This window comes from Haloferax denitrificans ATCC 35960 (assembly GCF_000337795.1).
GTDB classification, from domain to species: domain Archaea; phylum Halobacteriota; class Halobacteria; order Halobacteriales; family Haloferacaceae; genus Haloferax; species Haloferax denitrificans.
The window spans coordinates 23,719-49,417 of record NZ_AOLP01000015.1; the positions used below are offsets into that span (position 1 = coordinate 23,719).

Annotated in this window: 19 protein-coding genes; 8 read left to right on the forward strand and 11 right to left on the reverse strand. The window is 68.5% G+C overall.

Translation table 11 applies throughout. The annotated features are described in order from the left end of the window. Window positions 1-61 precede the first annotated feature (61 nt). Both C438_RS13515 and C438_RS13520 read left to right on the forward strand, forming a co-directional pair. Entirely contained in the window at window positions 62-1,588 is a 1,527-nt protein-coding gene (locus tag C438_RS13515; RefSeq protein WP_004970032.1) for an aldehyde dehydrogenase family protein, read from the forward strand. 162 nt (window positions 1,589-1,750) lie between these two features. Further along, on the forward strand, window positions 1,751-3,112 hold the full coding sequence (locus C438_RS13520; RefSeq protein ID WP_004970033.1) for an aminotransferase family protein: 1,362 nt from the start codon (window positions 1,751-1,753) through the stop codon (window positions 3,110-3,112). A gap of 55 nt (window positions 3,113-3,167) precedes the next feature. On the opposite strand, the gene C438_RS13525 is transcribed toward C438_RS13520, so the two are convergent. The 3 genes from C438_RS13525 to C438_RS13535 all read right to left on the reverse strand — a co-directional run bounded on the left by C438_RS13525 (window position 3,168) and on the right by C438_RS13535 (window position 6,656). Beyond that, window positions 3,168-4,949 (reverse strand): archaea-specific SMC-related protein, encoded by a 1,782-nt coding sequence (locus tag C438_RS13525; protein ID WP_004970034.1) that lies wholly within the window; start codon window positions 4,947-4,949, stop codon window positions 3,168-3,170. Further along, complete coding sequence (gene rdfA / locus C438_RS13530; RefSeq protein ID WP_239640683.1) at window positions 4,946-5,719, reverse strand: rod-determining factor RdfA; 774 nt, start codon at window positions 5,717-5,719, stop codon at window positions 4,946-4,948. Before rdfA ends, C438_RS13525 begins: the two co-directional genes overlap by 4 nt. Before the next feature lie 79 nt (window positions 5,720-5,798). Then, the gene (locus C438_RS13535; RefSeq protein ID WP_004970036.1) at window positions 5,799-6,656 is read right to left on the reverse strand and encodes a V-type ATP synthase subunit D; all 858 of its coding nucleotides are present in this window, start codon (window positions 6,654-6,656) and stop codon (window positions 5,799-5,801) included. Between the two features lie 107 nt (window positions 6,657-6,763). On the opposite strand from C438_RS13535, the gene C438_RS13540 reads away from it, so the two are divergent. Next, entirely contained in the window at window positions 6,764-7,747 is a 984-nt protein-coding gene (locus C438_RS13540; RefSeq protein ID WP_004970037.1) for an ABC transporter ATP-binding protein, read from the forward strand. Continuing rightward, complete coding sequence (locus C438_RS13545) at window positions 7,744-8,595, forward strand: ABC transporter permease (RefSeq protein WP_004970038.1); 852 nt, start codon at window positions 7,744-7,746, stop codon at window positions 8,593-8,595. Before C438_RS13540 ends, C438_RS13545 begins: the two co-directional genes overlap by 4 nt. 6 nt (window positions 8,596-8,601) lie before the next feature. On the opposite strand, the gene C438_RS13550 is transcribed toward C438_RS13545, so the two are convergent. The 3 genes from C438_RS13550 to C438_RS13560 all read right to left on the reverse strand — a co-directional run bounded on the left by C438_RS13550 (window position 8,602) and on the right by C438_RS13560 (window position 13,502). After that, the gene (locus C438_RS13550) at window positions 8,602-11,040 is read right to left on the reverse strand and encodes an amino acid permease (RefSeq protein WP_004970039.1); all 2,439 of its coding nucleotides are present in this window, start codon (window positions 11,038-11,040) and stop codon (window positions 8,602-8,604) included. Between the two features lie 123 nt (window positions 11,041-11,163). Further along, window positions 11,164-12,630, reverse strand: a complete 1,467-nt coding sequence (gene secY, locus C438_RS13555; protein WP_004970040.1) for a preprotein translocase subunit SecY — start codon at window positions 12,628-12,630, stop codon at window positions 11,164-11,166. A gap of 161 nt (window positions 12,631-12,791) precedes the next feature. Continuing rightward, window positions 12,792-13,502: a hypothetical protein gene (locus tag C438_RS13560; protein WP_004970041.1), complete on the reverse strand. Its 711-nt coding sequence runs from the start codon at window positions 13,500-13,502 to the stop codon at window positions 12,792-12,794. A 299-nt stretch (window positions 13,503-13,801) separates the two neighbouring features. Here C438_RS13560 and C438_RS13565 point away from each other — a divergent pair, with 299 nt between their 5' ends. Then, window positions 13,802-14,167, forward strand: a complete 366-nt coding sequence (locus tag C438_RS13565; protein WP_229722706.1) for a hypothetical protein — start codon at window positions 13,802-13,804, stop codon at window positions 14,165-14,167. Window positions 14,168-14,243: 76 nt separating this feature from the next. Then, complete coding sequence (locus C438_RS13570) at window positions 14,244-16,205, forward strand: chloride channel protein (RefSeq protein WP_004970043.1); 1,962 nt, start codon at window positions 14,244-14,246, stop codon at window positions 16,203-16,205. A gap of 60 nt (window positions 16,206-16,265) precedes the next feature. Here the strand turns inward: C438_RS13570 and C438_RS13575 are convergent, their stop codons facing one another. The 4 genes from C438_RS13575 to C438_RS13590 all read right to left on the reverse strand — a co-directional run bounded on the left by C438_RS13575 (window position 16,266) and on the right by C438_RS13590 (window position 20,179). Beyond that, on the reverse strand, window positions 16,266-16,718 hold the full coding sequence (locus C438_RS13575) for a hypothetical protein (RefSeq protein WP_004970044.1): 453 nt from the start codon (window positions 16,716-16,718) through the stop codon (window positions 16,266-16,268). A 105-nt stretch (window positions 16,719-16,823) separates the two neighbouring features. Next, complete coding sequence (locus C438_RS13580) at window positions 16,824-17,738, reverse strand: DUF106 domain-containing protein (RefSeq protein WP_049918065.1); 915 nt, start codon at window positions 17,736-17,738, stop codon at window positions 16,824-16,826. A gap of 387 nt (window positions 17,739-18,125) precedes the next feature. Then, complete coding sequence (locus tag C438_RS13585; protein WP_004970046.1) at window positions 18,126-19,592, reverse strand: MATE family efflux transporter; 1,467 nt, start codon at window positions 19,590-19,592, stop codon at window positions 18,126-18,128. Continuing rightward, entirely contained in the window at window positions 19,589-20,179 is a 591-nt protein-coding gene (locus C438_RS13590) for a TetR/AcrR family transcriptional regulator (RefSeq protein WP_004970047.1), read from the reverse strand. Before C438_RS13590 ends, C438_RS13585 begins: the two co-directional genes overlap by 4 nt. A gap of 148 nt (window positions 20,180-20,327) precedes the next feature. Between C438_RS13590 and C438_RS13595 the strand changes: the two genes are divergently transcribed. After that, window positions 20,328-22,340 carry a sensor histidine kinase gene (locus C438_RS13595; protein ID WP_004970048.1) on the forward strand — a complete coding sequence of 671 codons (2,013 nt, stop codon included), beginning with the start codon at window positions 20,328-20,330 and terminating at the stop codon, window positions 22,338-22,340. 37 nt (window positions 22,341-22,377) lie between these two features. On the opposite strand, the gene C438_RS13600 is transcribed toward C438_RS13595, so the two are convergent. Continuing rightward, window positions 22,378-23,541: a pyridoxal phosphate-dependent aminotransferase gene (locus tag C438_RS13600; RefSeq protein ID WP_004970049.1), complete on the reverse strand. Its 1,164-nt coding sequence runs from the start codon at window positions 23,539-23,541 to the stop codon at window positions 22,378-22,380. A gap of 144 nt (window positions 23,542-23,685) precedes the next feature. Here C438_RS13600 and acs point away from each other — a divergent pair, with 144 nt between their 5' ends. Further along, window positions 23,686-25,602 carry an acetate--CoA ligase gene (gene acs, locus C438_RS13605; protein WP_083900012.1) on the forward strand — a complete coding sequence of 639 codons (1,917 nt, stop codon included), beginning with the start codon at window positions 23,686-23,688 and terminating at the stop codon, window positions 25,600-25,602. The last annotated feature ends 97 nt before the right edge of the window (window positions 25,603-25,699 follow it).

The window sequence follows — 25,699 nt, forward strand, 5'->3', positions numbered from 1 at the left end:
TGCCTCCAGTTAGATTTATTAATGGCCGATTTGTTGTGCGTGGTAGACGAGGACAGTCAGCATGCAGTTAGAACACTACAACGACTCGGTGCAGGAGAACCACCGACAGGCGAGGGAGGACGCTCGGGCGCTCGGCGCGTTCGAGGCGTGGATAGACGGCGGTTCGCGGGCGGCCGCGAGCGGCGAGACGTTCGACACCCGCGACCCGGTCGTGGACGACCCCATCCTCTCGGTCCCCCGGTGCGACGAGGCGGACGTTGACGCCGCCGTCGAGGCCGCGTGGGACGCCTGCGACGGCGAGTGGGGACAGACGACGCCCGAAGAGCGCTCCCGAACGCTTCAGGAGTGGGTCTCGGTCCTCCGCGACCACCTCGACGAACTCGCGCTCTTGGAGAGCCTCGACACGGGCAAGCCCCTCGCGTACGCCGAGGGCGAGGTGACGAAGGGTCTCGACTTCATCGAGTACTACGCGAACATCTGCCGGGCCGAGGGCGGAAAGCAAATCGCGGCCGCGAACGACGCCCACATCTACACGCGCCGCGAGCCGTACGGCGTCGTCGGCTGTGTCACGCCGTGGAACTACCCGCTCGTCCTCACCTCGTGGAAAATCGGCCCCGCGCTCGCCGCGGGCAACGCCGTCGTGCTCAAGCCCGCCGAACAGAGCCCGCTCACGGCGCTTCGCATCGCCGAACTCTCCGAGGGCATCCTCCCCGACGGCGTCTTCAACGTCGTCCCCGGCTTCGGCGACGAGGCGGGCGCGTCCGTCACGGGCCACCCCGACGTTCGGAAGGTCTCCTTTACGGGCGAGGACGTGACCGGCGAGGCCGTCATGTCGGCGGCGGCGGAGAACATCACGCCGGTGACGCTGGAACTCGGCGGTAAGTCCCCGTTCGTCGTCTTCCCCGACGCCGACGTCGAACAGGCCGCAGAGACCGTCGCCGGGAGCATCACCTACAACACCGGCCAGTCCTGCGACGCCTGTTCGCGCGCTATCGTCCACGAGGACGTGCGCGACGAGTTCGTCGAGCGACTGGTCGAGGAAGTCGAGTCGCACACCATCGGCGACCCGCTGGCCGAAGACACCACCTTCGGGCCGCTCGTCTCGCGGGCGCAGTACGACAAGGTGAACTCCTATCTCAAACTCGGGGTCGAAGAGGGCGCGACGCTCGCCACCGGCGGCGGCTCGGTCGAAGGCGAGGGCCTCGACGGCGGCTGGTTCGTCGAACCCGCGGTGTTCGTCGACGCGGAAAACGACATGCGAATCGCCCAAGAGGAGATATTCGGCCCCGTCGAGACGGTCGTCACGTTCAGCACCTACGAGGAGGCCATCGAACTGGCGAACGACGTGCCGTTCGGACTCGCGGCCGGCGTCGCCACCGAAAACGGGTCGCTGGCGCACCGCGCGGCCGCGGACATCGACGCCGGGAGCATCTGGGTGAACAAGTACTACGGCCGAACCGTCACCGGAAGCCCGTTCGGCGGCTTCAAGCGCTCCGGGATGGGCCGCGAGTGCGCCCGAGACACCCTCACGAGCTACACGCAGGAGAAGACGGTCCACGTCCCCATCGAGCAGGACCCGACGCTCTGAGCCGACCGCGGAACGGCCCCGCATCCTCTTTTGTCTGCACGGTCCCCGACAGCGGTCGCACTCTTCTCGGTTTCAAACGAAACTATCCAATTTAGAATTTCTACAAACTAATTTGCTCTCAGTAAGACTTATTTCATTATAGGGTGCAGTCCATCGTGATAGATGGCACAACAGCAGAACCACATCTTCTACAAGTGGGGAGGTGGTGTCGAGCCAGACCTTCCGCGAGTCGACCACGCCACCGACGAGTTTCTCGTGACCGAGTCGGGGGAGGAACTCGTCGACGCGGCGGCGGGTGCGGCGGTCACCAACCTCGGCCACTCGGTTCCGGGCATCGAGCAGATATTCGAATCGCAGTCCGCCGACGTTTCGTATCTCAGTCTCTCGCACTTCTCGCACGACGCGCCCGAGCAGTTGGCGCGGACGCTCGCGTCGCGGTCGCCGGGCGACCTGGAGAAAGTGTTTTTCACTAACTCGGGTAGTGAGGCGAACGAGGCAGCGTTCAAACTCGCCCGCGAGTACTTCCGCGCGCGCGGAAAGACCGAGAAGTCGGTCGTCGTCTCGCGGTGGCAGTCGTACCACGGGGCGACGTTCGGCGCGCTGTCGGCCACCGGGAACACGCTCCGCCGCCGCGGGTTCGAACCGTACCTCACCGACTGGGAGCACATCTCCCCGGCGTACCCGTACCGCTGGTCGTTCGACGGGACCGACGAAGAACAGGCCCGAGCGGCCGCCCGCGAACTGGAGACGACGATTCGACAGCGCGGTCCCGAGACGGTCGCCGCGTTCGTCGCGGAACCGGTCGGCGGCGCGAGCATTCCCGCGGCCGCCCCGCACCCGGCGTACTACGAGGAGATTCGCGCCATCTGCGACGAGTACGACGTGCTGTTCATCGCCGACGAGGTGATGACCGGGTTCGGGCGGACGGGCCCGCTTTTCGCCATGGAACGCTACGGCGTCACGCCCGACATGATGACACTCGGAAAGGGACTCACCGGCGGCTACACGCCGATGAGCGCCGTCCTCGTGAGCGACGCCGTGGCCGACGAGTTCGCCCGCGACGACGTGTCGTTCGCTCACGGCCACACGTTCGCCGGAAACCCGCTTTCGGCGGCCGTCGCCAACTTCGTGGTCGAGCAGTACACCGACGGCGTGCTCGAACGGGGCCGAGCGCGCGGCGCGCAACTCGCCTCCGAACTCGACGCGCTCCGAGACCACCCGATGGTCGGCGACTTCCGCGCGGTCGGCCCGATGGTCGGCCTCGAATTCGTCGCTGACAGAGCATCGAAAGCGCCGTTCGACCCCGAACTGAAGGTGTACGAGCAGGTCTACGACGCGGCGCTCGACCGCGGCGTCTACACCTACCCGGGCCGCGGGTCAGTCGACGGCGTCGCGGGCGACCACCTGATGCTCGCGCCACCGCTGACGCTCAGTAAGGCGTCCGTCTCGAGAATTGCCACCGCCGTCGAAGCGGCCGTCGAAGCGGTGTACGACCGAGTTTCCCGCGCGACGACGGCGCGGTAGCGACCGCCCGCTCGCTCGCTCGCTCACTCACTCACTCACTCGCTCACTCACTCACTCACTCACTCGGTGCGGCGGTCGAGTCCGAGACGACCGACCAGTCCGCGGGGTCGATGTCGTGTCCCTCGACGGCGCCGTGTTCGGGATACGCCGTCGTGACGAGATACGTCGCCCTCCCGGAGAGGTAGTCGGTCAGTCGCCCGAGGTTCTCGTCGGCGATGCCGCCGAGGCGGTCCACGAGCATGACCGGCACGCGTTCCGCCACGTCGAACGCCTCGTAGCCCGCGAGCGCCGTCGCGAGTCCGAGGAGTTCGACCTCGCCCTCGCTGAGCGCGTCGAGCGACGCCTCGCGGCCCTCGCGGGCGACGACCAGTTCGAACTCGCTCGTCAGTCGCGCGCTCTCGAACCCCGTCTCGAACAGCGGGACGATGTCCCGAATCGCGTCGTCGAACGCGTCTCGTGTCTCCTTCTTTATCTCTTGTTTCCGCCGCCGGAGGCGGGTTATCTCTTCGGTGAGCGACTGACGCTGTGAACGCAGTGATTCGAGCTCCTCGGACTTCGACTCGGCCGATTCGAGTTCCGACTTCGCGTCGTCGAGGCGCGCCTTTGCGTACTTCAGGTCGCTTTCGATATCGGTCACCTGTTCGGCATCCGATTCGATTCGCTCGCGGAGGTCGTCGATTCGCTCGGCGAGTTCGTCGTCGCGTTCGCGCGCGTCGTCGAGGCGGCGTTCGAGGTCCGACCGGCGCTCGCGGAGCTCCCGAACGTCGGTCTGAAGCTCCCGTTCGCGTCGGCGTCGCTTCTCGCGCGATTCGACGCGCTCCGTGAGTTCCTCGACGCGTTCGCGGCTCGCCTCGGCCGCCTCGGTGCGGCGGTCGATTCGCTCGGCGAGGTCGTCGAGCCGCGCCGTCACTGACGAGGCGTCCGTCTCGGCACCGCAGACCCAACACGCGAGGTCGTCGTCGACGAGGCCGTGGGTCACGTCGGTCAGCAGTTCGGTCCGGTCTTCGGCCACGACGCGGCGGTTCGCGTCGTAGACGTCCCGAAGGAGTTCGATATCGCGTTCCTGCTGGCGGAGCTCCCGCTTCGCCGCGTCGAGTTCGCGCGCCAGCTCATCGTCGTCTTCCACGTCGAGTCCGTCGAGTTCCTCGCGGCTCGATTCGAGTCGCTCTCGGACCCGCCCGGCGGTCGATTCGAGCCGGTCGATGCGGCTCTGGACGCGGGAGCGCTCCGCGCGGGCGTCGCTGAGCGCCTCGCGCGTCTCGTCGCCGCCGGCGGCGTCCGCGGACGCCGCGCGCTTCGCTTCCAACTCCTCGACCTCGGCTTCGAGTTCCGACACTCGACCGGCCAGCGTCGGCAGGCGTTCGGCCGCGTCTTCGGCCTCCGAGAGCGCCTCGTCCACGCGGTCGCGCTCGCGGCGCGCCGCGGCGATGTTCGCGTCGATGTCCTCGAAGTCGAGCGGGCGCGTCAGGAGGGGTTCGAGGTCGTCGCCCTCGCGGACGGCCCACCGAATCTCGTTTTCCTCGCCGAGGAACGCGAACAGGTCGGCGCAGACGCGGTCGACCTCGTCGGACAGGTACGGCTCGCCGGTCGTCCGGACGTGGCGTCCGTCTCGGGCCAACTCGACGGTGTACTCGCTTTCGTCCGTCGAAAGCGAGACGCGCCCCTCGGCCGCGCCCTCGGTCAGCGGCGACGCCGTCCCGAAGGCGGTCGCTATCGCGGCGAGGAAGCTCGATTTCCCCTGCCAGTTGCTCGCGCGGACCGCGTTCAACCCGGGTTCGAGCGTCGCGCTCCCGCGCCGAATCCCGGCGACGTTCTCCACGTCGAGCCGCCAGCTCATGCCATTCCGGCGGCCGCGACGAGTTCGAGCGCCGCCCCGGAGAACTCGCCGAGCGCGAGGCCGGCGCTGGAGAGCGCGCCGATGGGGAGCACCGCCCGGAGCCGCCCGCCCGAGTCGGCCCCGCCGTCGGGCGCGACGCCGGTCTCGCGGACGGCCTCCTCAGCCATCTCGTCGGCACCGGCGTGGTGCTCCTGACAGACGAACCCGCGGTCGAGCGCGTCTTCGAGCGGGACCCGCGTCGGGCACTCCGCGCAGGACACCTTCACCTGCACGTCGACGCCGGCGTCTCCGGCTCCGGCGAGCCGCCCTTTCTTCCCCAGCGACGCGAGCGCCGACTCGGCCTTCTGTCTGACCGTCTCGCGCGCGATGTCGACGCTGTTTCGCTCCCAGTCAGAGGACGCCTCGACGGTCGGCTTCTCGCCGTCGAGACAGTCGTTGAGGTGGCGTCGCATCGTGCTCCACGACGCCATCGCGCCCGTCAGCTCGTCGGCGTCGATGCCGTCCGTCGCGAGGTCGGCGGCCACGTCCCCGTAGTCGAGTTCGTCGTCGCCGACGAGGGCCTCGTACTCCGCGTCGAGGCGCACGTCGGTCACGTCGCGACCGTTCCGCTCGTAGACGCGCGCGAGCAGTCGCTTGTTGAACCACGTCGTGAGCGACTTGTACCCCTCGCTTTCGCCGCCGTCGGCCCCGGTCCACCGCGCCAGCAGATAGTCGTCGACGGAGTCGTACCTGCCGGTCGGCGCGGCGAGCCCGTGCCGTTCGATTGCCACGTCGACCTTGCACATTGTCTCGTTGCACGAAACTGGTGGCGCGACGGTAATAAGACTACGCTTGGCGGGCAACCTCGTCTCAGTCCCGGCCGCTGTCGTCTGTCTGTTGTGTCTCCACCCGCCGCTCGCCTTCCTGCTGTTCTGCTTCCTGTCGCTCTGCTTCTCGCTGTTCTGCTTCCTGCCGTTCTGCTTCCTGCCGTTCTGCTTCCTGCCGTTCTGCTTCCTGCCGTTCTGCTTCCTGCCGTTCTGCTTCTCGCTGTTCTGTTTCTTGCCGCTCTGCCTCCCGTCGCTCGGCTTGCCGTCGCTCGTTGCGCTGTTTGGTCCGGAACTGTCGGAAGCGCTCTTCTTGTTCGCGCTCGTCGAGGTACCGCCGGATACGTCGTTTCTCCACTTCCAACTCCGGGATGAGCCGCTGAGAGAGATAGTTGACGCGGAGCCGAAGCCGCCGAATCTCCGCGAGGAGACGTAGGAGGACCGCCCGCATCTCCGCCAGCCTGACGACGTCCTCTACGACCGACTCGTAGGACCCGACGATTTCGTCGTCGAGCGCGCTCGTGCCGAGGACGCCGTACCCCCGCCCGTCGAGCGACCGCCGCGCCGACGTGCTCAGAAAGAACGGGACGGTCAGCCCGACGAGCTTCGTCTCGGAGACGATGAGCTCCGTGTGAGTGCTCCGCGCCTCCGAGAGCGCGCGAAGCGCGATTTCGCCCTCCCGCTCTGCGCCCCAGACGTGGAGCTCAGCCGCGTCGCGGAACGCCTCGTCGGTCTCGCGGCGCAGTTCCGTCCACCGGTCTAACAGGTCGAGAAGGACGAAAACGAGACTGTCGCGTCGGCGTTCGAGGATGCGTTCTCCCTTCCGCGCGAGCGCTAGCTCGTCGGTCACCGAGAGTAACTCGCGGCGCGTCGGGGCCGTCCGCCGGTGTCGCCGATTTGGCATTGTATACGCTACGGTCGCCCCGACGGTTGATATACTTGTGTCACCGACACGTCCCAGCCGATTTGACAAGGACTAAGCCGTTGTCAATATCGACTCGAACACGAGCTATGTCTGGACACACGGCCGCCGAGTCGACGCGCCCGGCGGTCACGGCGACAGCCGTGAGGAAGCAGTACGGCGACACCGTCGCGGTTCGGGACGTGTCGCTCGACGTTCACGAGGGCGAGGTGTTCGGTCTCATCGGCCCGAACGGGGCCGGGAAATCGACGCTCCTCGGCCTGCTGACGGGGACGCGAATCCCGACCGAGGGTTCGGTTCGGGTGTTCGGCGAGTCGCCGACCGCGGTCGACCGCTCGCGGATGAGCGTGCTCCCGCAGGAGTTCTCGCCCCACCGGCGACTCTCGGGCCGCGAACTCGTCTCTTACTACGCCGGGCTCTACCCGGACCCGCTGTCGGTCGACGAGGTACTCGACCGGGTCGGTCTCGACGCCGGGGACGCGGCGACGGCCTACACCGACCTCTCGGGGGGTCAACAGCGCCGCGTCTGCGTCGGCGCGGCGCTCGTCAACGACCCCGAACTGCTGTTTCTGGACGAGCCGACCACCGGCATCGACCCCGCGGGCCGCCGCGACGTGTGGGACCTCGTCGACTCGCTGGCCGACGGCGGGACCGCCGTCGTGCTCACCACGCACTACATGGCCGAAGCCGAGCACCTCGCCGACCGCGTCGGACTCCTCACGGACGGCGAACTCGTCCGCGTCGGCCCGCCCCGGGACCTCGTCCAGCGCTTCGGCGGCGAGACCCGACTCGCGGTCCGGACCGAGCGCCCCCGCGCGCTCGACCTCGACGCGACGCCCCTCGACGGCCGCCGGTACGGCGACTACGAGTACCGCTTTTTCGACGCCGGTCCCGACGACCTGACCGCGATGCTCGACCACCTCGACGCGGCCGACATCGCCTACGAGGAGGTGAGTCTCGTCCGCCCGACGCTGGAGGACGTGTACCTCAACCTCGCCAGCGAGCGCGGCCACGACTGCATCGCCAGCGCCGGTCCGGCGGGCCTCGCCGGGAACGCCGAGGTGACGCGATGACGGCCGCGGAGACGGGCGGAACGGACGAGACGGCCGCGGCGGTCGAGACGAGAGAGACGGCCGACGGCGGTCAGACCCGCGGGTTCGCCGAGGCGGCCCGCCGGGTCCGCGCGGAGGCCGTCGCCGAGACGCGCGCGTTCATCCGGCGGCGGACGGCCGTCTTCTTCACGTTCTTCTTTCCCGTCTTCATCGTCCTCATCTTCGGCGTCCTCGTCAAGACCGGCGCGACCGGCGGCCTGTTCTCCCGCCCGGACACGTACTACCTGCCCGCGTACCTCGGCGTCGTCGTCGTGTTGACGCCCCTGTCGCGGGTCGGAAGCACCGTCGCGCGAAACCGGGCGTCCCGCCGCTTCGAGAAGCTGGCGACGACGCCGCTTTCGCGTCTGGAGTGGCTCTCCGCCCATGCGGCCGTGAACGTCGCGCTCATCGGCCTCGCGGGCGTCCTGCTCGTCGGCGTCCTCGCCGCCGTCGGCGACCTCGGCGCGGCCCCCTCGCTCGGCGGCGACGCGCTGGTCGTCGCCTTCCTCGTCGTCGGTATCGCCCTGTTCTGCGGGCTCGGCTCGCTCATCGGCTCGCTCGCGGACTCCGAAGACGGCGTCATCGCCGCCAGCAACGCCGTCGGCATCCCGATGGTCCTCCTCGCGGACACGTTCGTCCCCGCGTCCAGACTCCCCGCGGCGCTCCGCCCGGTGGTCGACGCGCTCCCGCTCACCTACTTCGCGCGCGGCGTGCGCGCCGCCGTCGCCGGCGGCCAGCTCCCGACCGCGCTCTCCGACCTCGCTATCCTCTGTGGCTTCGCCGTCGCGCTGTTCGCGCTCTCGGCGCGACTGCTCCCGTGGCGCGAGTGAGGCCGCTCACTCGCCGTCGCCGTTCCGGATGTGATAGTCGTCGCGGCGGCGCTTGAACCACCGCGTCACCCACGAGATGACGCCGAGGTCGCGCTTCGCCATGATGACCGTGCTCGCGGCGTCGCGGCCGACCGTCTCCGGAATCGCGCCGAAGACGAGCTGTTGAAGCAGGCCCTCTCTCGTCGCCCCGATGACCGTCAGGTCGAACTCCTCGGTCGCGGCGACGATGGTCGCCGCCACGTCCTCGCCCTCGCGGACCGAGGTCGTCACCCTGACCTCGTCGTCGCCGACCGCGGCGGCCGTCGAGTCCACCCGGCGCTGGGCGTCCTCGCGGTCGCTCTCGTCGGCGTCGGGCGCGACGACGTTCATCACGTGAACCGTGGCGTCGTTGGTCCGCGCGATGGCGCGGCACACCTCCGCGGCGAGTTCGGCGTGCGGGCCGCCCGCGGTCGGCAGGAGAATCGAGTCCACCTCGCCGTCGGTCGGGCCGATGCGCTCGACGAGCACGTCGCAGGGGGCCTTGGTCACGACCTCGTCGACGTTGCTCCCGAGGATGTAGTCGCGGCGGCGACCCCGGCCGCGCCAGCCCATCAACACCACGTCGCTGTCGTGTTCCTCGATGGTGTTGAGGATGGCCGTTCCGGCGTCGTGGCCCAGCCTGACCGTCCCGCCGACGGGCACGTCGGCGTCGGTCGCCAGCTCCATCACGGCGGCGATGGTCTCGCGCTTCTCGTCGACGAACCGCCGCCCCTCCGAAATCGGCGTCTGCGACGGCACCTCGACGGCGCTCATCACGAGAATCTCGGCGTCGCGGTCGCGCGCCACGTCGATGGCGGTCCGCATCAACTGCGCCGCGTTGTCGGGGTTGGCAATCGGGACGAGCACCTGCGACTCGCGCCGCTCGGGGGCGCGTTCGGTCACGACGGTCGGGGTCTCCTCTTCGAGCTTCTCGGCCTCTTTGCCCTCGGAGTAGCCGTAGTACACGACGAGTCCGAGCGCCATCCAGACGGCCGTGGTCACGAGCGCGACGAAGCCCTCTGACCCCGCGCCGAGCCCCGGCGTCAGCCCGAGTTCGAGGAGCAAAAACGGCGTCAGGATGAACTGGAGAACGATGCCGATGAGCGGGGGCCACGGCATGTACGGAATCTTGTACGTCCGCGGCAGGTCGGGGTGGGTCGCCCGCATCTTGACGACGGTCCAGTTCACCTGAATGAACAGGAAGATGAACATGATGTCGGCGGCGGCCGCGACGCTCTCGATGGGGAGCAACACGGCCATGAGACCGATGAGGACCGCCGAGAGGCCGATTGCCCAGTGGGGCGTCCGCTTGTCGCCGTGGATGCGCCCGAAGAAGCCCGGGAGGACGCGGTCCCGGCCCATGGCGAACGACACCCGCGAGGAGGAGTAGATGGTCGCGTTGAGCGCGCTCATCGTCGCCGCGAGCCCGGCGAACAGGAGGAGCGGGACGCCGTACGGGACGAACTGCCCGGCGGCCTCGATGATGCCGAGTTCGCCGAGGTTGCCGAGGACCTGCCACGTCGGCGCGGCGGTCGTGAGTCCCGCGCGACTCGCGAGCTCGGCGGTCACGTCGATACCGCCGATGGCCGCGAAGGCGACGAGGACGTAGATGGGGACCACGATTGCCATCGAGTAGAACACCGCCTTCGGGACGTTGGTGCCGGGGTCGACGACCTCCTCGCCCGACTGGACGATTATCTCGTAGCCCTCGAAGGCGATGTAGGTAAAGCCCATCGCGCCGATGACGCCGACGAGGCCGTTGGGCGCGAACGACGGACTGTCGAGGAACGTCGCCGTCCAGTTCGGCTCGCGCACCGTCGCGAGGATGCCGAAGGCCACGAAGACGCCGAGGATGAGAATCTTGATGGTCGTGACGACGACGCCCGCCTTCCCCGTCTCCTCGGCCCCGCGGTAGTTGATGTAGGCGAACGCGAGCACCATCACCACCGCGAGCAGTTTCTCCACGAGCAGGCGGTCGAACAGGCCGAACAGGGCGAACCCGTCGGGCAGGCCGGCGAACACCACGAAGAACTCGGTGAGGAAGACGCCGAACGTCACGGCGTAGAGCGCGCACGCGACGGCGTGGGCGAACCAGCTCATCCACCCGGCGTAGAAGCCGTTGGGGTCGACCAGCGCCTCTTTCACCCAGAGGTAGCCGCCGCCCGCCTCGGGGAACGCCGCCCCGAGTTCGGCGTAGGAGACGGCGGTGAACATCGCCACCAGTCCGTTGAGTATGAACGCCACCGTGAGCGCCGGGCCGGCCAGCCCGGCCGCGAATCCGGTCAGCGCGAAGACGCCCGCGCCGATCATCGCGCCGACGCCGATAAACGTGATATCGGCGAGGCTCATGTCGCGCGAGAGTTCCGTTTCCACCGACTCTGCACCGGGTGCGTCGCCGCCCCCGGCGGTCGATTGCGTGTCGGCCATCAGTTGAACTCTCGAAGGGCGGGCAGAAAAACCCCGATGTGTGGCGGCCCGGATTCGAGCCGCCGTCGTCGGGTTCTCACCCGCAGAATACGGGGTTTTCTCGCCCCGGTTCGGCTCGGCGCGCTACCCGCCGAACATCGTCCGCATCATGGGGTGCATCTCCATGAGCTGTTCTTCGGCGATTTCCTCGTACAGCTTGTACGTGATAGAGACCGTGAGGAGGAGCGAGGTCCCCGAGACGCCGCCGATGGTGCCGAGCATGTTCGCCATGACGGCGAGCAGGCCGACGAGGACGCCGCCGACGACCGTCACCTGCGGGATGTACCGCTCCATGACCCGCTCTATCACCTGCGGGTTGCGGCGGAAGCCGGGAATCTGCATCCCGGAGTTCTGAATCTGCCGCGCGGTCGCCTCCGGACCCATGTCGGCGGTCTCGACCCAGAAGATGGAGAAGATGGCCCCGCCGACGAGCATCAGCGTCAGGTCGATGGCGACGCGGACGAGAATCTGCCACGGCTCCTGCGACGCCGACCCGAGCCACCACATCCACTGGCTGGGCGCGTGAATCGGGTTCAGGTAGTAGAACAGGCCGCCGGTGACCTGCCCGCTCGTGTACTGGCCGAGCCACGCTGGCATGCCGACCCACTGGCTGTTGAGGATGCGCCCGAGGAACTGGACGTTCGCCTGCAGGGCGCGGACGAAAATCATCGGCAGGACGCTCGCGTAGATGAGCTTCACGGGGAAGCGACCGCGAGCGCCCTTGACGCGGGCGTGCGAGAGGGGAATCTCGACGCGGACGCTCTCGGCGTAGACGACGATGCCGAAGATGAGAAGCGTCGTGATGAGCGGGACGATGCCGCCCACGCCGAACAGGAGCGCCTGTATCCCGCCCGCCGTCGCGAGCGACGGGACCGTCTCGGTCCCGGCGAGGACGTGGACCCACTCGGAGACGATGCCGGTCGTCGACGCGCCGAAGGCGGGGTCGGCGAAGAGGCCGCCGACGAGGCGCTGGCTGACGCCGGCGATGATGAACAGGCCGACGCCGGAGCCGACGCCCCACTTGCTGACGACTTCGTCCATGAACAGCACGAGCGCGCCGCCGGCGAATATCTGCGCGAAGATGAGCCACTTCACGCCGACCGCTCCGACGCCGAGGGCGCTCGCGACCGCCGGGTCGGCCGGGAGGTAGCCCCCGGCGAAGACGATGGGGAGGCCTTGGAGGGCGATCATCCCGAAGACGAGCAGTTTCTGGAGGCCCTGATAGAGGATTTGGTCGCCCGGGTCGTCCGTGTCGAGGCCGAGCAGGTCCCCGCCCTGTAGCAGTTGGAGGACGATGCTCGCGGTGACGATGGGACCGATACCCAACTGGAGAATCGTTCCCTGTCCCCCGCCGAGGATGGAGCGGAACTGCCCGAAGATGTCCTGGCTCCCCGTCCCGACGCCGAACAGCGTGACGTTCGTCAGGAAGAAGTACAGGACGAGAATCCCGGCGGTCCAGCCGAGCTTTCGGCGGAACGGGACGTGGCCGTCCGGGCGGGCCACGGCGGGCATCCGACTCAGAACCGGTGCTGCGGTGTCTTTCCAACTCATGGTCGATTGCGAGTGGCTGTTGGCGATTGCATGGTCTGTCGCGCCGACCGGCGTCGTCACTACGCGAGCGGCGTCCGCACGGGATGCCGTCGCTGTGCTCGCGAATCGGCGTTTCAGTCAGTCGTGGCCAGTCGTCGCGTATAACTGTATCGATGCGGTGACTATCCGTCGGCCGGCGTCGGTGCCGACGGGGACGCCGCGGACCCGGCCGTCGGAACCGGTTCGTCGAACGATTCGCGCGGCTCGGCGTCGACGACACGGAGCGGACGCCGCCGGCCCGCCCGGTCGAACGCGGCCACGCAGTCGTCGTCCCACGGCGGGACCGCGACGAGGACGACTTCGCGGAGCGTGTCGCGCTTCGTCGCCGCCAGCGGTCCCCACGGGTGCGAGACGAACTGCCCCGGCGTCCGCCCCGGCGCGGTCGCGAGGTCGACGCCGAAGACGCCCCGGACCGCCGCGCCGGCGCTCGGGTGGACGAAGTGGCTGAACACCCGTCGGGTCTCGTCGAGCGACTCCGCCCCGTCTAACTCGCCCGCGGCGGCCGTGCCGAGCGACAGCGATTCGCGGCTCGGTTCGGCGCGCGCCGCCCGGTCCAACAGCGCGTCGAGCAGTCCGCGCGTGACGTACACCGCCTCGCGCTCCGCCCCGCCGCGTCGCCGAGCGCGACGCGGCCCGACGAGCCGGGTGGCGACGGCGACCCACCAGAGGCCGACGCCCAGCACTTCGGCGTCGCTCGCGGCCCGTAGCTCCCACGGGGGATGCGGCAGTCCGAGTCGAAGCGTCGTGACCTGCACGGCGAGTCCGAGGAGGACGAGGACGGCTCCGAGCGCGGTGACGAGACGAGTGAGGCGGGCGACGGAATCGCGGTTCATCGGTGTGCTGTGGTCGGTCAGTCGCGGTGTCGTTTTCGGTTTGGCAATCACTAAGTGGTTGTCAGATGTTTCAGAGTCTCCATCCTTGAAAAAGACTATAAGCGTCCACGCGAAACCCCCGATTGCCGTGTTTCACGGCCACGAAGCGGCCAACTGCTACCATCGTCTTCGATCTGATAGCCCCCTCGGTGATAGAGCCTGCCCGGTGTCGTCACCGTTGACCGCTTCGACACGCGACACCCCATCCGACGCAGTCCCCTTGTTTCGGCATCGCGTCGGCGGGTGCGCGCTCGACACCCATGACGAGTACACAGCCACGATTGCCGGTCGAACGCTCGCTCGCTCGAACGACGCTCGGCGTCGACCTCGCGTCGGCGGCGGCGCTCGCCGTCGCGGCCGTCGTGTTCCGCGGCCCCCCGGCGGAGGTCGGCGACGACGTCGTCGCCAGCGTCCTCCTGTTGGGCGTCGCCTGTGCCGGCCTGTTACAGCTCGCGGCGCGTGGCGACCTCTCCTACGCCACGAAGTCCGCGGGTACCCTCGTCGGCCTGTGGCTCGTCGGCGTGTCGTTCGACCTCGGCGCGGGTCACCTCCTGATGTGGGTCGGCGTCGTCGCGGGCGGCTGTGTCGTCGCGACGCACGCCGCGCTCGTGCGCGCCGCCCTCTGACCCGCCTCGCGGCCGCTCGCCGGTTCGGCGTTCGAAACGAAACTGACAAACGCCCCATCGAGCAAGAGTGACTCGGATGCCCCAACACCCGAGTGACGAGTCTACCCTGCGCGCGCGGATTCGCAGGGCGATACGGACGGCGGAGGTCGAGCCGCGGTACGAAGATATCGCGATGAACGTGCTAGCGGTCGCCATCGGCGTCGTCGCCGGGCTCGGGGCCGTCGTCTTCCGGGTCGGCATCTGGGTCGTGCAGGAACTGCTCTACGGCACCTCGCTCAATCCGGGCAACGTCTCGTTCGCGCTCGTGCCCGTGACCAACGCCTTCGACCTCCTGTCCCCGCTCGGGCCGCTCCGCTACGCGGCCATCCCCGCGCTGGGCGGCCTCCTCGTCGGCGTCGTCGTCCTGCTCACGACCGACGCGGTCAAGGGCCACGGCGTGCCGAGCGTCCTCGACGCGATGCTGAACCGCGGCGGCCGCATCAGCCCGAAAATCGCCCTCTACAAGACGCTCGCGTCGAGCGTCGCCATCGGGAGCGGGGCGTCGCTCGGCCGCGAGGGTCCCATCATCCAAATCGGGAGCGCCGCCGGGTCCTTTTTCGGCCGGTTCGTCCGCTCGCGGCACACGCGGACGCTCGTCGCGGCCGGGGCGGCCGCGGGCATCGCGGGCACGTTCAACACGCCCATCGGGGGCATCATGTTCGCGCTCGAAATCCTCCTCGCGGAGTACTACCTCGGCCACGTCATCACGGTGGTCCTCGCCGCGCTGACGGCGACGGCGGTCGCACGCCCAATTCTGGAGTTCTCGCCGACCCCCGGCATCCGCGAGTTCCTCGTGCCGGCGTCCTACCAGCTGGTGACGCCGGCGGTCGAACTTCCCATCTACCTGCTTTTGGGGGCCGTCGTCGGCCTCGTCGGCGCGGGCCTCGTGAAACTGCTCTACGGCGTCGAGCACTTCTTCGAGCGCCTCGACGCGCCGGGCTATCTCAAGCCCGCGCTCGGCGGGCTCCTGCTCGGCGTGAGCGTCCTCGTCGGGACCGTCGTCCTCGGCGTCGCCCCGGGGGAGGCCGCCGGCCTCCTCCTCGGGGTCGGCTACGGCGTCGTCCACCGGAGCATCGACGGCGGCTTCCTCTTCGGCGCGCTCGTCGCCCTGGCGGTCCTCAAGGCGGTCGGGTTCTCCCTGTCGGTCGGGAGCGGGAGCTCGGGCGGCGTGTTCTCGCCGTCGCTGTTCGTGGGGGCCACCGTCGGCGGCGCGTTCGGCCTCGCGGTCCACGCGCTCGTCCCCGGGACGGCCCCCTCGGGCGCGTACGCGTTGGTCGGGATGGGCGGCATCTTCGCCGCGACCGCGGGCGCGCCGCTCACCGCCATCATCATCATCTTCGAACTCACCGGCCAGTACACCATCATCCTCCCGCTTCTCATGGTCAGCGTCGTCGGGAGCGAAATCGCGAGCTACCTCCTCAACGGCAGTACCATCTACACGCAGAAGCTCCGAGACCTCGGCTACACGGTCCAAGAGCGCCGCATCGGGAGCATCGAGGACGTGCACGTCGCCGACGTGATGACGACCGCCGTCGACACCGTCAAAGTCGGAACGCCGCTTTCGGAGGCCGTCAACCGGCTCCGAGACACCGACCACGGCGGGCTTCCCATCGTCGAAGCGGACGAGTCGCTCGCCGGTATCGTCGTCCAGAGCGACGCCCAGGGGTACCTGACCGAGAACATCGAGGCCCTCGACGGCGACGACGACCCGGCGGCGGACCCGCCGGTCGAGGAAGTCGGCACGCGGACCGTCGTCACGACGACGCCGAACAGCAACCTCCTCCACGTCGTGGACGCGATGGAAGCCGCCGACGTGGGCCGCGTCCCGGTCGTCGACGGGGCGACGGTCGTCGGCATCGTCACGCGGAGCGACGTGCTCGACGCCTACGACGACATCCCCATCGAGTCGGCGGTCGAGCCGATGCGCTGTCGCCGAGGCGACGAGGGGGCGCAGTCGGAGTCGCGGGCGGCGCCCCCCGCCGCGGCGGGAGACCGCTGAGCCGACCGCCGAGCCGACCGCCGAGCCAACCGCCGAGCCGACCGACGAGTCGGCGGAAAATCAGTTCGCGCCGACCTCGGGACCGATGAGGACCCAGTGGAGTCGGTCCTCGCCGCCGGGGTGGCGCTCCCACCGGACGTGGTAGACGGCGGGCCCGTGCGGGCATGACGCACAGCCCTCGGCGCACGGCGTCCGCTTGTGGATTTCGAGGTAGCCCGCGTGCGGCACGACTCGCGTGAGCACCTCGTCCGGCCCGCGGAACCGGGCGATTGCCGCCTCGCGGTCGAGTCCGTCACCGTCGCGGTCGCCGAACTCGCCGTCGCCGTTTCCATCGTCGCCGTCGGGGTACTCACCCACGCGACGGCGTCCGCTCAACGCTCCGCGTGCCCGACCGTTTTTGACGTACTCGACGAGCGCTTCGAGTTCGGCCTCGTCGAGTTCGCTCTCGTCGAGTTCGGTCGTCGTCGCGGGCGAGTCGCTCGGCTCTCGCCGCTCGGGTTCGTCGCGGTCCATGTCGAACTCTCGTCGCGGCGTCGGTTTATACGAACCGGTTTGAAAACCACTTAGGGGTTGTCACGGCCCCCGCGACGCACGCTTCGAGGGGCGGTTTCGCGTCGCTCAGGACGAGGTCGTGGACTCCGAGTCCGAGCGAGCGGTCCCGGAGGGGTCGATTCCGAGGAGCTTCTGACAGAGCTGTCTGGCGGCGAACGAACAGAGGAAGTACCAGACGATCCACGCGGGCATGGGGCCGAAGACGGCGTCCTGCCAGCCCACCCGGCCGACGAGCGGGAGGATTACGTGCGCGGAGCCGGCGGCGACGTGGCCGCCGCGGACTTTCCAGCGCATCCAGAGGAACGCCGGGATGGTGACGAGCATTATCCAGACCATCGGCTTGAACTGGGCTTTCATGACGCTCCACTGGTCGCCCATCGCCTCCATCTGCTCCGATTCGATGCGTTCGAGCGCGTCGTCGTCGCCGCGCTCTTTCGCCGCCTCCCGGCGCGACTTCAGGTCGTCCATCCGGGCCTGGTGGCGTTCGAGGAGTTCCGTGTCCTTCAGCCGGTCCTGCATCACGGTCGTGTAGAGGCCGGTCGCCGCGGCGAGGACGATGACCACGGCGTAGAACGGTATCGAGTGCGCCAGCGCCCCGAGCACGACGTTGTCGATGCCGGCGACCGCGTTTCGGACGCCGGCGTTCCAGTAGCCGGCGAACAGGACGACGACGCCGAGCGCGCCGAGCTTGTCCCACCGAGACCACGACGAGTCGGCGTCGCTTTCGTCTTCGGCGTTGGGGTCGCGAGACTGCAGTTTCGAGGCGATTCGCTCCGGGTCGGACAGGACGAAGCCGCCGGCCGCGGCGTCGGTCAGGACGCCCCGCTCGATGAGGCGACCCCACTGACCGCTCGACAGCGCGTCGTTCACGTCGCGCCAGCGGAGCTCTTCGGTCCCCTGTTTCGACCGCTCGACGACGACCGAGAGCGCCTCCCGCATCGCCGGATTGTCCAGTAACGTCTCTAGGGAGTCTGCGGGCATTCACTCGCCCCTATTCGAGCGGTCGTTATCAACGCTTCCCTCCGCCGGAGCCCGGCCGCGGTGACGCTCGGTGGCTCGGTGTCGCCCCGGCGGGCCGTCGCGGTCCCGTCGGACGCCGGTTTTCTACTGTGATATCTGGACTTCGAGTGGTTTGCGAACGCCGGTCAGAACCGGGAAAAAACACGTTTCATCGATATCTGTGTCTCTCAAATCCGATACACAGGTCTCGAATTACTCCGGACACGGTGGTGTTTCCCGCCGGACCGCGGCCGCTTTGCGTCGGCGTCGCCGCCGCGGACAGCCGTCGCGCCGGCCGTCTGCGACCGACCCGTCCTCGCTTTGTCACGGGTCGTCCGCGCCCGGCGACGGGCGGAACGAGCTCACCGCTCAGTCCATCCCGCTCGATAGCTCCACGTCGTCGTTCTCCAACTCGCCGCCGGCCGGCGACCCGCGGACGTCACCCTCGCGCCAGGTTCCTTGCCGGAACCAGAGCCACGCGATGGTCGCGCCCACGATGTTCGAGACGAAAAAGGCGATCCAGATGCCCCGAACGTCGGTGGTCCCGAGGAACCAGAAGTCCGTCGGGAGGAGCCCCTGCGACGCGACGAAGGCGACCGGAAGCCGGATGCCGGCGAGGGTGACGACCGATATCACCGCGGCGATGAGGGTCTTGCCCGCGCCCCGGAAGCCGCCGGAAAAGGCCCGCATGATGCCGATGAAGCCGAACGACAGCGAGACGTACCGCAGGAACTCCGCGCCCACTTCGAGCACCTCGGCGTCGGTCGTGAACACCGAGACGATGGGTTCGGGAACGAGGAAGATGGCGACGCCGAGCAGGCCGAGGACGAAGAACAGGCCCTTGGCGGCGACGTAGTTCGCCTGCTCCGCGCGGTCGTACTTCCCCGCGCCGATGTTCTGGCCGGACATCGTCTCGACGCCGCGGGCGACGGCGATAGCGGGGAGGAAGATGACCGAGAACACGCGGGTCCCGATGCCGAACGCCGCGACGACGGAGGTCGAAAACAGCCCGACGACGATGAGAAGCGCGTTGATAGAGAGCGCGCGGCCCGTCCCCTCGATGCTGGCGGGGATGCCGATGCGGAGAATCTTCCGCAGGTACTCGAAGTCCGGCCGCATGTCCGCGAGGTGAATCTGGATGCCTCTGCTCCCCGACACCATGATGGCGATGCCGACGACCATCGCGAGGACCCGCGAGATGACGGTGGCGATGGCCGCGCCCTGAATCCCGAGCTGGGGGAACTGCACCGGTCCGAGCGCCCACCCGTTGATGAAAAACGGGTCGAGGACGACGTTGAGGACGACGGTTCCGAACATCACCAGCATCGGCGTGATGGTGTCGCCCGCCCCGCGCATCAGCGAGATGAACACGAAGAAGCCGAACATGAACGGGAGGCCGAGCGCGATGACCTGCATGTAGGCCGTCGCGCCCGGCAACACGTCCGGCGAGGCCCCGAGGAAGTCGAGGAACGGCCGGACGACGGGGTAGCCGAGCCCGCCGAGTATCGCGGAGCCGAGGAGCGCGAACGTGACGGTCTGCGAGGCCGCGTACTCGGCTTTGTCCGTCTCCTCGGCCCCGGTGTGCTGGGCGACGAGGACGCTCCCGGCGACGGACAGCCCCATCCCGAGCGAGATGAGGAGAAACACCATCGGGAAGGCGAACGAGATGGCGGCCAGCGCCTCCGTCGAGTACTGGCCGAGCCAGAACGTGTCCGCGAGGTTGTAGGCGGTCTGGAGGAGGTTCGTGACGACGATGGGAAGCGACAGGTAGAGAAGCGGCCTGACGATGCCGCCCTCGGTGAGGTTGAGTTCCTCTTGTCCCTTGAACAGGCTCATCCGTCCGCCCCCTCACCCGGCGTCCAGCCGAGGCGGAGCTCCAGCGCGTCCTCGACGATTCGCCGGGTCTCCGCGGGATGTTCGTCGAGCGCGACGGCGCGGGCGTGCGCGCCGTTGCTCATGGTCGTGATTAGCCGCGCAACCTCTTCGGGGTCGGCCTCGTCGAACCGGCCGGCCGCCACGCCGTCGCGGACGATGTCGGCGACGACTCCGCGCATCACGCCGTCGAAGTCGAGGAAGCGCTCGCGGAACAGCTCGTGGTAGGGCGCTTGGGCCTTCAGTTCCATGATAGCCACGGGAAAGCCGTCCGATTCGGGGTCCTTCGGACTGAAAACCGCGTCGAGAACCGTGTCGAGACGCTTTCGCGGGTCGGCCGCGCCGCACGATAGCTTCGACTCGAACCGCTCGATGAGGTCGTCGAGAAACGCGTTCAGGAGCTCCTCTTTCGTGTCGAAGTGGTAGTGAATCGCGGCGCTCGTCATCGACGACTCGTCCGCGATTCGCTGTACCGTCAGGCCGGCGTACCCGTGTTCGCAGAGCGCCCGATTGGTCGCATCGAGTATCTCGGCTCTGGTCTCTCCGTCCATCTTCTGCCCCGACTTACTGACTGGTCAGTTAAGAGGCTTTGGACCCCGAACGGCTCTGTGGGGGCGTCTCACCCCGCCCGACTGCCGGTGTTTCTAAGTACCCGAATCGGGTACCCGAGTACACGTGTCTCTCTTGCCGTCACCGTACGTGGGCGCGCTCGTCCTCGCGACCGTGCTATCCGCCGGCGTCGCGAGCTACGGGTGGCGGTACCGAGACGAGCCGAGCGGACGCTGGTTCATCGCCCTCACCGTGAGCGCCGGCTGTTGGTCGCTTTTCGAGCTGTCTTTCCTCGTCGCCGACTCGCCGGACGCCCGGTTCCTGTGGTTCGTTTTGGAGTCGGTTCCCGCGGAGTGGTCGGTGTTTTTCACCCTGCTTTTCGCCCTCGAAATCGCGGGCTACGAGCGGTGGGTCTCGCGGCGGACCGCCGCGCTCCTCGCCGTGTGGCCCGTGCTGGCTATCACGGGAGTGGCGACGAACGCCCTCGGAGTCCACGCGCTCCTGTGGGAGTCGCTGTCGTTTGCGACCGTCGGCGGAATCACCGCGACCGAGGTCGTTCCCGGGCCGCTGTTCTGGGTCGACGTGGCCTACAGCTACGTCGCCATCGGAGCCGCGCTCGTCGTCCTCGGCATCCACTGTCTCCGGAGCCGACAGATATACAGGAAACAGGCGCTCGTCCTGTTCGTCGCAATCCTCACTCCCGCCGTCGTCGGCTCGGCCTATCTCCTGAGCCCGTTTATGCCCGCCAACCCCATCGCCGTCTCGTTCGCCGTCACGTCGTCGCTCTTCGCGGTGGGCCTCTCGCGGTACCGCATCCTCGACATCAGCCCCATCGCGCGCGACCTCGTCATCGAACGGATGGCCGACCCCGTCGTCGTCGTCGACCGAAAGGGCAGACTGGCCGACAGCAACCCGGCGGCGAGGGCGCTTTTCGACGGCTCTCCCTCGTCGCTTGGCTCCCCCGTCGCCGACGTGTTCGGCGCAGAGACCGCGTCGGCGCTCGAAGCCGGCGGGGAACTGCGGGTCGTCGACGACAACGGCGAGGCGCGGCACTTCGAGGTCGACCGGTCGGCCGTGACCGACGGCCGAGACGTGGTTCGCGGCCACCTGCACATCCTCCACGACATCACCGAGCGCCGCGTCCGCGAGCGGTGGTTTCGCGCGCTCACGGAGAACGCCTCCGACCTCATCTTCGTCCTCGACGCCGACGGCTCGGTCACCTACCTGAGCGACTCGGCCGCCCAGACGCTCGGGGCCGACGAGGACCCGAGCGAGGTGCGGTCGCTGAAGCGGTTTCTCCACCCCGACGACGAGGACGCCGCCACCGAGACGTTCCGGGAGGCGTTGGAGCGCCCCGACGAGGACGCCACCGCCGAACTCCGGTTCCGCAGTTCGACCCGCGGGTGGCGCGTCTTCGGCGTCCGGTGTCGGAACCTCCTCGACGACCCCGTCGTCGGCGGCGTCGTCGTCAACGCCCAGGACGTGACCGACCGACGGAAGCACGAACAACAGCTCGAAACGTTCGCCAACGTCGTCTCCCACGACCTGCGTAACCCGCTGAACGTGGCGGCGGGCTACCTCGAACTGGTGAAGGAGGCCGACCGACCGGACCCGGACCACGTCGAGCGAATCGAGGCGGCCCACGAGCGCATGGGCGAGATAATCAGCGACGTGCTCGCGCTCGCCCGCGGCGGGACGGTCGACGAGCGCGAGACGGTCTCGCTCGACGCCGTCGCGGCGGAGGCGTGGACGAACGTCGAAACCGGCACCGCCACGCTCGATACCGCGGGGAGCGCGTCGTTCGCCGCGGACCGGACCCGGCTCCTCCAGCTCTTCGAGAACCTGTTTCGGAACGCGATCGAACACGTCGGCGACGGCGTGACGGTCACGGTCGGCGCGACCCGCGACGGCTTTTTCGTCGCGGACGACGGCCCCGGCGTGCCGCCGGCCGACCGCCCGAAGCTCTTCGAGTCCGGCTTCACCACGGCCGACGACGGCACCGGCTTCGGCCTCGCCATCGTCCGAGCCATCGCCGACGCCCACGGCTGGTCGGTCGGCTACGAGGACGCCCCGGGCGCCGGCGCGCGGTTCGTGATTCGCGGCGTCGAGCACGCTGGAGACGCGGCTCAGGACTCGACTCCGGCGTCGTCGGACGACGCCTGATGACGGCCGACGCCGCCGTGACTGGACCGCCGCCGCGCTACCAAAACCGGTTCTCGTCGAGTCGTCGGAGCGCTTCCTCGACGGTCGCCTCGTTGCGGGAGAACGTAAACCGGACCCAGTCGGCGGAGCCCTCGGTGTAGAAACTGCTCCCGGGGACGACGGCGACGCCGGCCTCGCGGACGAGCCTGTGGGCGAACTCGGTGTCGTCGGCGTCGCTCGGATAGCGCGTCAGCATGTAGTACGCGCCGTCCGGTTTCACGGGGTCGAGGCCGACTTCGCGGAGGCCGTCGTACAGCAGTTCGCCGCGGCGCTCGTAGGAGTCCGAGAGGTCGTCGTAGTAGTCAGCCGGGAGCGACAGCGCCTCGACGCCCGCCCGCTGGAACGGCGTCGGCGCGCAGATGCTCGTGTAGTCGTGGACCTTCCGCAACTCGGCCGAAAGCGGTTCGGGCGCGAGCGCGAACCCGACGCGCCAGCCCGTCACGGAGTACGTCTTCGACAGCCCCGTACAGACGACGGTCCGCCCGGCGAGGCCGTCGATTTCGACCGGGCTGACGTAGTCGTCTGCGTAGACGATGTGCTCGTATATCTCGTCGGTGACGACGACGAGGTCCTCCTCGGCGGCGACGTCCGCGACGAGTTCGAGTTCGGCGGGCGAAAAGACGTTCCCCGTCGGGTTGTGCGGGTGATTGAGAATCAGCATCGACGCGTCCTCGGCGGCGTCCCACAGCGCGTCGGCGTCGAGTTCGAGGCCGTCTGTGATGTCGAGCGGCATCGGCTCGCCCCCGGCGAACTGGACGGCCGGGATGTAGCTCTCGTAGGTCGGCTCGAAGTAGATGACGCCGTCGCCGGGGTCGCAGAGCGCGAGGAGCGTCGAGACGACGGCCTCGCTCGTCCCGGTGGTGACGGTGACCTCAGTTTCGGGGTCGTAGCGGACACCCTTCCACTCGGCGTAGCGCTCCGAGACCGCCTCGCGGAGTTCCGGCAGGCCCCACGTGATGGTGTACTGGCTCGACGTGTCGATTGCGTCTTTGGCGGCTTCTTTCACGCTCGCCGGCGTCTCGTCCTCGTCGGGAATCCCCTGCGAGAGGTTGATTGCGTCGTGTTCGTGCGCCTCGCGGGTCATCTCCCGGATGACGGACTCGCGGGTTCCGGCGACGCGCTCGCTCCCGATGCGTCGGGAAAAGGGGGACGGTGTCGGCATACGTGGGCTGGGACTGGCTGACACAAGAAGCTTGGCGGACGCGCTCGGCGCGCCGGGTCGCCTCTCCCGACGAACGTTTTAATGCGATGAGGCCGACGTACCACCTGTATGTCGAACCGTCGCGGGCCGGACTTCGAAACGAGGATGGCCGGAGACGAGGAGATTCCGCCTCCGCCGCAGTTCGTCGAGCAGGCCACCGTCACTGACGACTCGGTCTACGACGAGTTCGAGGAGAACTGGCCCGACTGCTGGGCCCGAGCGGCGGCGACGCTCGACTGGTTCGACCCGTACGAGTCGGTCCTCCCGGACGACGAACCCCCGTTCGAGTGGTTCGCCGGCGGGACGCTGAACGCCTGCTACAACTGTCTCGACCGGCACGTCGAAGCCGGCGCGAAAAACCGCGTCGCCATCAAGTGGGAGAGCCACCTCGGCGAGACGCGGACGTACACGTATCAAGACCTCTACCGCGAGGTCAACGAGTTCGCGGCCGCGCTCCGCGCGCAGGGCGTCGAAGAAGACGACGTGGTCACGCTCTACATGCCGATGATTCCGGAACTGCCAATCGCCATGCTCGCGTGCGCCCGCATCGGCGCACCCCACAACGTCGTCTTCGCGGGGCTGTCGGCCGACGCGCTGGCGACGCGGCTGGAGAGCGCGGACTCGCGGTTCCTCGTCACCTGCGACGGCTACTACCGGCGGGGGAGCGCCATCTTCCTGAAGAGCAAGGCCGACGACGCTCGTCTCAAGGCCGCCCACGACCTCGAAGAGATGGTCGTCGTCGAGCACCTCGGCGAGACCGGACACCTCGGCGCGGGACAGCACACCTACGACGAACTGGTCGAAGCCCACGCCGGCGCGGAGGTCGAGCCGGTCGAGCGAGCGGCCGACGACGTGCTGTTTCTCATCCACACGTCGGGGACGACGGGCGAGCCGAAGCGCGTCGAACACGTCACCGGCGGCTACCTCGCCCACGTCACGTGGACGTCGCAGGCGGTGTTGGACCTCAAGCCCGAGGACACGTATCTCTGTACGGCGAACATCGGCTGGATTAGCGGCCACTCGTACGTGGTCTACGGGCCGCTGGCGCTCGGAACGACGGCGGTGATGTACGAGGGGACGCCGAACTACCCGGAGCGCGACCGCATCTGGGACCTCATCGAGGAGAACGCCGTCGACGTGTTCTACACCGCGCCGACGGCGATTCGGTCGTTCATGAAGTGGGACACGTCGCTCCCCGAGTCGCGGGACCTGTCGAGTCTCCGCCTGCTCGGGACGGTCGGCGAGCCAATCGACCCGCGGGCGTGGAAGTGGTACTACGAACACGTCGGCAACGGGAACTGCCCCGTCGTGGACACGTGGTGGCAGACCGAGACCGGCGGGATGATGATAACGACCCTGCCGGGCGTGAAAAACATGAAACCCGGCTCCGCCGGCCCGCCGCTCCCCGGCGTCGGCGCTCGGGTCGTCGACGGCCGCGGCGAGGAAGTGCCCGCGAACGAGGCCGGCTATCTCGTTCTCACGCGCCCGTGGCCCGGGATGCCGCTCGCACTGCGACGCGGCCACCGGTGGGGCGAGGACGCGGCGAAGTTCGACGTGGACGGGTGGCACTACTTCACCGGCGACGGCGCGAAAGTAGACGACGACGGCTACGTCACCGTGCTCGGGCGCGTGGACGACGTCATCAACGTCTCGGGCCACCGCCTCGGGACGATGGAAATCGAGTCGGCCATCGTCGGTGTCGAGGGCGTCGTCGAGGCCGCCGTCGTCAGCGTCGACGACGCCGACGCGGGCGGCATCCACGCCTACGTCACGCTGGAGACGGGCGTCTCCGGAGACGACGACCTCCGCGAGCGCATCGCCGCACACGTCCGCGAGCGCATCGGTCCGATTGCCACGCCGGACGCCGTCGTGTTCACGCCCGACCTCCCGAAGACGCGCTCCGGGAAGATAATGCGCCGGTTCCTCGAAAACATCACTAACGGCGAGGAGTTCGGCGACACGTCCGCGCTCCAGAACCCGGAAATCGTCGGCGAACTCGAATCCATCGTCCGAGACGACTGACGGCGTTTCGGATATTTCAATCTCGACGAAACGGAGTTGAGGCCGTTGAAAGCGGTTCTCCCGTAGTTTGCCGTTTCAACCCTATCAATTCCTCCGC

Bases quoted from the DNA above. Each gene is read 5' to 3' on its own strand.
- C438_RS13515 (WP_004970032.1), top strand. From the start codon at position 62: ATGCAGTTAGAACACTACAACGACTCGGTGCAGGAGAACCACCGACAG.
- C438_RS13520 (WP_004970033.1), top strand. From the start codon at position 1,751: ATGGCACAACAGCAGAACCACATCTTCTACAAGTGGGGAGGTGGTGTC.
- C438_RS13525 (WP_004970034.1), bottom strand. From the start codon at position 4,949: ATGAGCTGGCGGCTCGACGTGGAGAACGTCGCCGGGATTCGGCGCGGG.
- C438_RS13535 (WP_004970036.1), bottom strand. From the start codon at position 6,656: ATGCCAAATCGGCGACACCGGCGGACGGCCCCGACGCGCCGCGAGTTA.
- C438_RS13540 (WP_004970037.1), top strand. From the start codon at position 6,764: ATGTCTGGACACACGGCCGCCGAGTCGACGCGCCCGGCGGTCACGGCG.
- C438_RS13545 (WP_004970038.1), top strand. From the start codon at position 7,744: ATGACGGCCGCGGAGACGGGCGGAACGGACGAGACGGCCGCGGCGGTC.
- C438_RS13550 (WP_004970039.1), bottom strand. From the start codon at position 11,040: ATGGCCGACACGCAATCGACCGCCGGGGGCGGCGACGCACCCGGTGCA.
- secY (WP_004970040.1), bottom strand. From the start codon at position 12,630: ATGAGTTGGAAAGACACCGCAGCACCGGTTCTGAGTCGGATGCCCGCC.
- C438_RS13560 (WP_004970041.1), bottom strand. From the start codon at position 13,502: ATGAACCGCGATTCCGTCGCCCGCCTCACTCGTCTCGTCACCGCGCTC.
- C438_RS13565 (WP_229722706.1), top strand. From the start codon at position 13,802: ATGACGAGTACACAGCCACGATTGCCGGTCGAACGCTCGCTCGCTCGA.
- C438_RS13570 (WP_004970043.1), top strand. From the start codon at position 14,244: ATGCCCCAACACCCGAGTGACGAGTCTACCCTGCGCGCGCGGATTCGC.
- C438_RS13575 (WP_004970044.1), bottom strand. From the start codon at position 16,718: ATGGACCGCGACGAACCCGAGCGGCGAGAGCCGAGCGACTCGCCCGCG.
- C438_RS13580 (WP_049918065.1), bottom strand. From the start codon at position 17,738: ATGCCCGCAGACTCCCTAGAGACGTTACTGGACAATCCGGCGATGCGG.
- C438_RS13585 (WP_004970046.1), bottom strand. From the start codon at position 19,592: ATGAGCCTGTTCAAGGGACAAGAGGAACTCAACCTCACCGAGGGCGGC.
- C438_RS13590 (WP_004970047.1), bottom strand. From the start codon at position 20,179: ATGGACGGAGAGACCAGAGCCGAGATACTCGATGCGACCAATCGGGCG.
- C438_RS13600 (WP_004970049.1), bottom strand. From the start codon at position 23,541: ATGCCGACACCGTCCCCCTTTTCCCGACGCATCGGGAGCGAGCGCGTC.
- acs (WP_083900012.1), top strand. From the start codon at position 23,686: ATGGCCGGAGACGAGGAGATTCCGCCTCCGCCGCAGTTCGTCGAGCAG.